This window comes from Methylobacterium sp. W2 (assembly GCF_020662345.1).
In the GTDB taxonomy this organism is placed as follows: Bacteria; Pseudomonadota; Alphaproteobacteria; order Rhizobiales; family Beijerinckiaceae; genus Methylobacterium.
Genome location: NZ_VMOA01000080.1, coordinates 1 through 7,031, shown reverse-complemented (window position 1 = coordinate 7,031; position 7,031 = coordinate 1). Strand labels below are relative to the sequence as shown.

At 64.7% G+C, this 7,031-nt stretch carries 7 protein-coding genes; 4 read left to right on the top strand and 3 right to left on the bottom strand.

The annotated features are described in order from the left end of the window. Positions 1-314: 314 nt before the first annotated feature. Both FPV16_RS25670 and FPV16_RS25665 read right to left on the bottom strand, forming a co-directional pair. Positions 315-980, bottom strand: coding sequence for a metallophosphoesterase family protein (locus FPV16_RS25670; protein WP_227441338.1), 666 nt, complete (start codon positions 978-980; stop codon positions 315-317). Beyond that, positions 977-3,118 (bottom strand): helicase-related protein, encoded by a 2,142-nt coding sequence (locus tag FPV16_RS25665; protein WP_227441337.1) that lies wholly within the window; start codon positions 3,116-3,118, stop codon positions 977-979. The genes FPV16_RS25670 and FPV16_RS25665 overlap by 4 nt, the downstream gene beginning before the upstream one ends. A 481-nt stretch (positions 3,119-3,599) precedes the next feature. On the opposite strand from FPV16_RS25665, the gene FPV16_RS25660 reads away from it, so the two are divergent. Genes FPV16_RS25660 through FPV16_RS25645 form a run of 4 tightly spaced genes read left to right on the top strand, consistent with a single transcriptional unit; the run spans position 3,600 to position 6,805 of the window. Further along, positions 3,600-4,766, top strand: a complete 1,167-nt coding sequence (locus FPV16_RS25660) for an acyl-CoA dehydrogenase family protein (RefSeq protein ID WP_264484034.1) — start codon at positions 3,600-3,602, stop codon at positions 4,764-4,766. Further along, complete coding sequence (locus FPV16_RS25655) at positions 4,763-5,350, top strand: class I SAM-dependent DNA methyltransferase (RefSeq protein WP_227441335.1); 588 nt, start codon at positions 4,763-4,765, stop codon at positions 5,348-5,350. The genes FPV16_RS25660 and FPV16_RS25655 overlap by 4 nt, the downstream gene beginning before the upstream one ends. A 16-nt stretch (positions 5,351-5,366) precedes the next feature. Then, positions 5,367-6,068, top strand: a complete 702-nt coding sequence (locus FPV16_RS25650) for a cytochrome b/b6 domain-containing protein (RefSeq protein ID WP_227441339.1) — start codon at positions 5,367-5,369, stop codon at positions 6,066-6,068. After that, on the top strand, positions 6,065-6,805 hold the full coding sequence (locus FPV16_RS25645; RefSeq protein WP_227441334.1) for a molybdopterin-dependent oxidoreductase: 741 nt from the start codon (positions 6,065-6,067) through the stop codon (positions 6,803-6,805). The genes FPV16_RS25650 and FPV16_RS25645 overlap by 4 nt, the downstream gene beginning before the upstream one ends. A 34-nt stretch (positions 6,806-6,839) precedes the next feature. Here the strand turns inward: FPV16_RS25645 and FPV16_RS25640 are convergent. Then, positions 6,840-7,031: hypothetical protein (locus tag FPV16_RS25640; protein ID WP_227441333.1), on the bottom strand; the 192-nt coding region annotated here is incomplete at its 5' end.

Here is a 7,031-nt window from a genome sequence, read left to right as displayed (position 1 = left end):
GTCACAGGTTCAAATCCTGTCCCCGCAACCAACATCACAGACCATCTCCAGGCACCCCATACCCAAAGCCCGCAGCGCACAACGCCGCGGGCTTTGTCGTGTCCGTCACAATAGAAATACTCAGCGCATACGCAGCACACGCCAAAGAGCGAAGGTCCCCTCATCGACTTGTCGATTGACGCGGATGATCCCGATCCTCGGAGGTGGCCCGCTGATGGCAGCAATCCGGCTCTAAGACTCGCCAGTTCGAAGTGCGGCGCTACTCCGTCCGTAAGCCTCAATCCCGAAGGATCTGATTTCTCCCACGGCATCGCTCACAGGCCGACCTGGAGGAACTCCACGGCCGGACCTGCTCCACCGGTGAACACACCTGCGGTGAGCAGGCATCCAAACACACAGGCCGTGTCGATATTCGTTCGGAAGCGATGAACATCCGGCCTGCCGGTCTTCTGGGGGGTGTGGCCGTGGACGACGTGTTTGCCGAAATCGAAGTCCTCGGTGAGGAACGGCTGTCGGATCCAGAGTCTGGCCTCGACGTCCGGGTCGATACCGGTCCGTCCGGGGCGAAACCCGGCATGGACGTAATAGCGTCGCTCATCCTCATGGACCGTGTCGAGGCCCGACATCCAGTTGAGCGCAGCCCGCGGCAACTCCTCCGGATCGTGAATGCCGAAGGACGTTAGCGTCCTTCGACCGCCATTTTCCAGCCAAGCAGTCACTCCGAACGGCTTTTCGTAGGCGTCGAGCAGCATGCGCTCGTGATTGCCCATGAGAAACCGGGCTCTCCCGCCTTCCGTCCGATCGAGATCCTGAAGAATCCGCAGGACACCGGCACTGTCCGGTCCGCGATCGATGTAGTCGCCGAGAAAAACCAGACGGTGTTCGCGGCCACCGCTATGACGCGCGATCTCCGCCAGGAGTCGCGCGAGGGCATCGGCGCATCCGTGAATGTCGCCGATGGCGTAAGTCAGATGAGTCATCGCACTCCCGGCCGCGACCGCCGACGTTCGGCCTTGCGCGTCGCCGTCTCTCGCAGCTGGTTTTCGATGACGGCATTGGCACGGCCGCGCATGACACGGATCTGCTCGTCGTCGTCGAAGGTTTCGGGAAAGCGGCGCGACAGCCAGAGATAAGCGCTCGCGAGCCGCACCGTCCGCTCCTGATAATCGAGTTCGCCGCTCAGATTGGCGCGCAGTGCCGGGACAGTCGTCCGTGTGGCCCGAGCTTGCGCCCAGCGTTCCAGCATGGCGATGGCGATCTCATCGCGCCGGTTGACCGGGCAGACCGAGAACGCGAATTTTTCCTCGATCGGCAAGGCGGCGCGATCGATGATCTTTGCGACGTCGAGGATTTCATCGAGGGCGGAGGGCTGGAACGGCGATCCGGCATAGAAGGTGGACCGCGCGAAATGCGTCATGACCTCACGCAAGCTCGCCGTGCGCATCTCCTCGGCGACGGAGCGGATCGCGATCAGATCGGGCCGCACGAAGAATCGCGTATCGGCGGCTGGCGCCGTCGGGGCTCCGGCGAGCGCGGCGCGGATCGGTTCGATGCCGACGGCATCGGTGGCGGCGACGTAACCGACATCCTGATGGCCGAAACGCCCGGCGCGACCGGCGATCTGACGGATTTCGGAATTCGTCAGGGCACGTTCCCCGACCCCATCCCATTTGCGGGTGGCGGAGAAGACGATGCGTTTCAGGGGCCCGAGGTTGAGGCCCATGCCGATCGCATCCGTGGTGACCAGGACAGTGGCTTCGCCGGTGCGGAACCGTGCGGCTTCCGCGCGCCGCACTTCCGGAGACAGGGCGCCGTAGATCGTCGCCACGCTGTGCCCGGCGGCGACGAGGATCTCGCGATTCTCATGCACTGCGCGCCGCGAGAAGGCGACGACCGCGTCGCCCGGCTCGACATCTTCGAGGGGGACGGGCTTGTCCAGCAGGACGAGGGGCGTCTTGCGAACGAAGGTAATGACCTCGAGCGATTCGTTGGCCGCCTCCGCCGCGCGCTGGACTGCGGCGAGGGCATCGTCGGAGCCGCAGACGACGACGGTCTTGGCCGCGATACCGAAGAGGGCGTTGGTCCAGGCCCAGCCGCGGTCCGGGTCGGAGAGCATCTGGATCTCATCGATCACGGCCACATCGACGGGCCGGATCAGATCCGCGGTCTCGATGGTCCGCGATGTGTGTGTGGGCCTGTCTTCACCGAGGACTTCCTCGCCGGTCACCATTCCGGCCTTGAGGCCTCGCTCGGCGAGCCCCTCGTAATTCTCGAGGGCGAGGAGCCGCAATGGCGCGAGGTAAGTCCCTGTCGGGGCCGCCGCAAGTAACTGCAGGGCCGCGTAGGTCTTCCCCGAGTTGGTCGGGCCCATATGAAAGATGATGCGACGGTTAAGACGCCGGGCGACGGTGAACTTCTCGATGTAAGCCCCAAACCCGACCTGATCGCGCAGGCGGCGCAGGCGGGAATCCTCTCGCGCGACCACCTTGGCGCGCTTGCGCACCGGGGCCAGGGTATCGCTCATGGAACGGCCGAGGTTCGGCCCGGCATGGAACACCCGTGAGCGGAGGGATCGGTCCATGTGATCGATATAAGTGACGGCGTCGGCGCCGACCTCGCGCAGATCCCCGGTGATCGCGTCCCTGAGGCGTTCGATGGCGGAATGGAGCGTCTGTCCGGTCCGTGCGGTGATCTCGGCCACGGCAGGTCGCAACGTCTCGATGCGCCAGGTCGGGTCGTTGCGCTCCGCCATGCCGGCGACGATTTCGGCGGCAACGCCCTCCAAGGGCACCTCCACCCGCACATCCAGACGGTTGCCATCGAGGAGCGGCAGCAGCACGCGCACCCGCCAGAGGAGGGTATCGTTCTCGGCGACCGTGACCTTGAGCCCGGGCACGCTCTTGCTCACCGCCGCGGCGCCTGTCCTGGCGAACGCGCTCTGCGCCTTCATGCGCCGCAGCGCCTTGCCGACCCGCGCATCCTCGACATGACCACCGAATTCCGGAAGATCGAGCTGAAGCCGCAGCGCCTCGATGTCCACGGACCGTGGCGAAAGCCCGAGACGGGCGACGACGTCCTTCAGGAGATCGACGGTGGGCTGAGCGCGCTTTCGCGCCATGGGCATCGATCCTGGAAAATCGTTCGTGGAAGCGCATCGACTCGACATCTTCTCGTGGGCGTACACGAGGTGATTGCGGAGTCGTGGCAACGCTGCCCGATCTCAGGCCCGCCGCCTATCCCGGATATGTGGATAAGGCCGCATTTCTACGCGGCAGATTGAGCATCGCGACAGGAATGCACGATTCGGCCGCGTGGCGTTGAACCGGCCGAAGGTTTCGCTGGTTATCGAGACAACTCACTGCTTCCTCGATGACCGAAGGCAAGAACCTGCGGGCGTTTATTCTCCTTGTCGATCGACCGATTCTGATCTTTTCGTACCGGAATTCGGATCCTGGCATGTGCGACGAAGAGGAAGCGGACACAGCGACGGATGTTCGCGCTGGGGTGTCGCTTGATCCGGCGCGGGCTGAAATCTGTCCGACCTCCTGGTCCCGTGTCATGAGTGGTCGGCATCGAGGCGCGACGGCCGCACGGAGAGGATGAACAGCGTGGACCAGCCGATACGGGTCGCCCACAGCGTTGTCGATGCCGCGAATGCCGCGAGGATGGCCGCACGCGCCGCAGTCGTACGGGCAGCCGAGCATGACCATGATGGCGGGTTCCCGGCAGCGGATATCGAGCATCTTCGTACGCTCGGCCTGCTCGCCGCACCGATCCCGCGGGATGACGGAGGCTCCGGCCTCGGCGAGGAGCCGGGTGCTTCGGATCTCTGCGACGTCCTGCGTATCATCGGCAGCGGAAGTCTCGCTCTCGGTCGACTCTACGAGGGCCATGTCAACGCCCTTCAACTGGTTGCCCGCTACGGCGATGCCGCTCAGCGCACCCGGCTCTTCGCCGATGCGCGAGGGGGGCATCTCTTCGGTGTCTGGAACACCGAGCCCGCGGATGACGGGTTGAAGCTCGTTGAGCAGGCCGGCGGCTATCGGCTGAGGGCGGGCAAGATCCTGGCCTCCGGCGCCGGCTTCGTCACCCGCCCCCTGGTCACCGCCCGCACGATCCCCGGCGATCGCGCTTTCATGGTGGTGGCGGAGCTTGCATCCGGCACGCGGGCCGATCTCTCCGCTTGGCGGGCGCACGGAATGCGGGCCTCGGCAACGGGAAAGGTGGATCTGACCGGTCTCGAGATCGGACAGGACGGTCTGCTCGGCGAGGCGGATTCCTATTCCAGGCAGCCGTACTTCTTCGGCGGTGCCTGGCGTTTCGCGGCCGTCCAGCTCGGGGGGATCGAGGCTGTCCTCGATATCTGGCGCGATCATCTCCGCCGGACCGGGCGAGGTCACGATCCGCACCAATCGGCCCGGCTGGGGGAGGGGCTCGTCGCCACCGAGAGCGCCCGTCTCTGGGTGGAGCGCGCCGCGCGCATCGTTTTCGAGGACGATCTCCACCCTGAGCGGATCGTGGCCTATGTTCACCTGGCGCGAACCGCCGTCGAGGCGGCAGGGCTGTCGGTGCTGCAGCTCGCTCAGCGTTCCGTCGGGTTGCAGGGCTTCCTGCGCGATCACCCCCTCGAACGGGCCTCGCGCGATCTCGCCACCTATTTGCGTCAGCCGGCGCCGGATTTCGCGCTGACTTCCGCCGCGCAGTATGTCCTTGGTGAGACCGGGGCCGCCGGTGATCTCTGGCGCGACTCCGGAGATGTGCCATGATTCGTCACTCGCAGACGATGCCGCCGGATTATTTCGAGAATCGCTACGCCGACGATCCCGATCCCTGGCAGTTCACCACCAGCACCTACGAGGCCGCCAAATACGCGGCGACCTTGGACGCGTTGCCAAAGCCGCGTTTCGCGTCGGCGCTGGAAATTGGCTGCTCCATCGGCGTGTTCACCAAGGCTCTGGCACCCCGATGTGACGCTCTCATCGGCCTCGATACGGCGGAAAAGGCCCTCGAACAGGCGCGTGCACGCTGTGAACCGCTCCCGCACGTGCGGTTCGAGCGTCTGCACGTGCCCGGCCAATGGCCGGCGGGCGGGTTCGACCTGATCCTGATCTCGGAGGTGCTCTACTTCCTCGATGCCGACGACATGTCCCATCTGGCCAAGCGCATTCCCGAGGCCCTCGACCCCGGCGGGATCCTCGTCCTCGTTCACTGGACCGGGCTCACCCATTACCCGCAGACGGGGGATGAAGCCTCGGACATGCTGATCGGCCTCCTCGACGGGGCCATCCGCATCGCCCATCACAGTCGCACCGACCGGTACCGACTCGATGTCCTCACCCGCATCACCTGAACCCGTTCCGGTCGAGATGGGCGCCGGGCCGAAGACCGGTTCGACCGTGTTTCGGCATCCGGCTTGGCTGAGATTGACCCATTGGGTGAATGCCGCAGCCTTCCTCGTCCTGCTCATCAGTGGAATCGCCATCCTTCTCGCCCTGCCGCGCCTGTTCTGGGGAGAGACGGGTGCCAACGACGCGCCGGCATGGATCGAACTGCCGTTGCCGGTGAACGTGGAGCAGACCGGCTGGGGGCGAAACCTCCATTTCCTCGCCGCCTGGATCCTCGTCATCAACGGTCTCGCCTATCTCTTGCTCATCCTGGCGAGCGGACATCTCCGCAGGAGCCTGGTGCCGGATAGGGATCAATTGTCCGCCCGGCATCTCGCGCGGGAAATCGGCGATCATCTCAGGCTGGAGAAGGCGCGCGGCAAGGACGCGCTCCGCTACAACGCTCTGCAGAAATTCACCTATCTCGGGGTGGTCCTGATCCTGTTTCCCCTCATGGTACTGAGCGGACTCACCATGTCACCGGGGTTCACGACCGCTTTCCCGGAGCTCTTCACTCTGTTCGGCGGACGTCAATCCGCACGGACGATCCATTTCCTGGTCGCCAGCCTGCTCGTCCTCTTCCTGCTCGTCCATGTGATGCAGGTCTTCGTCGGGGGCGCCGGTAATCTCCTGCGCTCGATGATCACCGGGCGTTTCACCATTCCATCGGAGAAGGAGCGATGACCGATCTTTCCCGACGGCGCCTTTTGACGGGCTCGGCCGGTCTCATTGGAGCGGGTTTCCTCGGCGGCTGCGACGCGCCGGCGCTGAGCCGCCTGGCGACACCCTACGATTGGAGCAACGGGCTGACCTTCGCCTTGCAGCGCTGGCTGCTCAGACGGCAACCCCTCGTCAGGGAATTCGGACCGGAGGCAATCTCGGTCGTTTTTCCGACCATCAACACGACCGATCCGGATGATCCCGGCTACAGGACATCGAAGGCCGTCGGTTTCACCGATTGGAAGCTGCCGGTGACGGGTCTCGTCGAAAGGCCGGGGTCTTTTTCCCTCTCCGACCTCAAGGCGATGCCGGCCAGGACACAGATCACGCTGCACAGCTGCGAACAGGGGTGGTCGGCCATTGCGGGTTGGACGGGCGTGCCCTTGGCCCATCTCCTCGCCCATGTCGGGTTGAAGCCGGAGGCCCGTTTCATCGTGATGCGCAGTGTCGATGGCTGGTGGGACAGCTACGATCTGTTCGATGCGCTGCACCCGCAGACGATCCTCGCCTACGGCATGAACGGGAGGGATCTGCCCATCGCCCATGGTGCGCCTCTGCGCCTAAGGGTCGAGCGCCAGCTCGGCTACAAGAGTCTCAAATACCTGACCCAGATCGAGGCCGTCGAGCGCGTCGATGGCTTCGGGAAGGGGAGGGGGAGCATGGTCGCCGAGCTGGGCTTCCCCTGGTACGCGGGGATCTGAGCGTCTCGCGATCGGATGCGGCTCGCCTCAGGTTTCAGCGGCCTCTGTCATCGACGTGTCGTTTTAGGTGTTGACGCGTCGGGTCGGTCTCCGTATATCCCTGTTCATCGGCGGCGGCCAGCGGGGACTTCGGTTCGGCGGGCGGTTGTTGTGTCTTCGGGACGATGATCGGATGGATGATCCGGCTGATTGGCTGGGTGATCGTCTGTTTTTGTTGTCCTGTGTG

Bases quoted from the DNA above. Each gene is read 5' to 3' on its own strand.
- FPV16_RS25670 (WP_227441338.1), bottom strand. From the start codon at position 980: ATGACTCATCTGACTTACGCCATCGGCGACATTCACGGATGCGCCGAT.
- FPV16_RS25665 (WP_227441337.1), bottom strand. From the start codon at position 3,118: ATGGCGCGAAAGCGCGCTCAGCCCACCGTCGATCTCCTGAAGGACGTC.
- FPV16_RS25660 (WP_264484034.1), top strand. From the start codon at position 3,600: ATGAACAGCGTGGACCAGCCGATACGGGTCGCCCACAGCGTTGTCGAT.
- FPV16_RS25655 (WP_227441335.1), top strand. From the start codon at position 4,763: ATGATTCGTCACTCGCAGACGATGCCGCCGGATTATTTCGAGAATCGC.
- FPV16_RS25650 (WP_227441339.1), top strand. From the start codon at position 5,367: ATGGGCGCCGGGCCGAAGACCGGTTCGACCGTGTTTCGGCATCCGGCT.
- FPV16_RS25645 (WP_227441334.1), top strand. From the start codon at position 6,065: ATGACCGATCTTTCCCGACGGCGCCTTTTGACGGGCTCGGCCGGTCTC.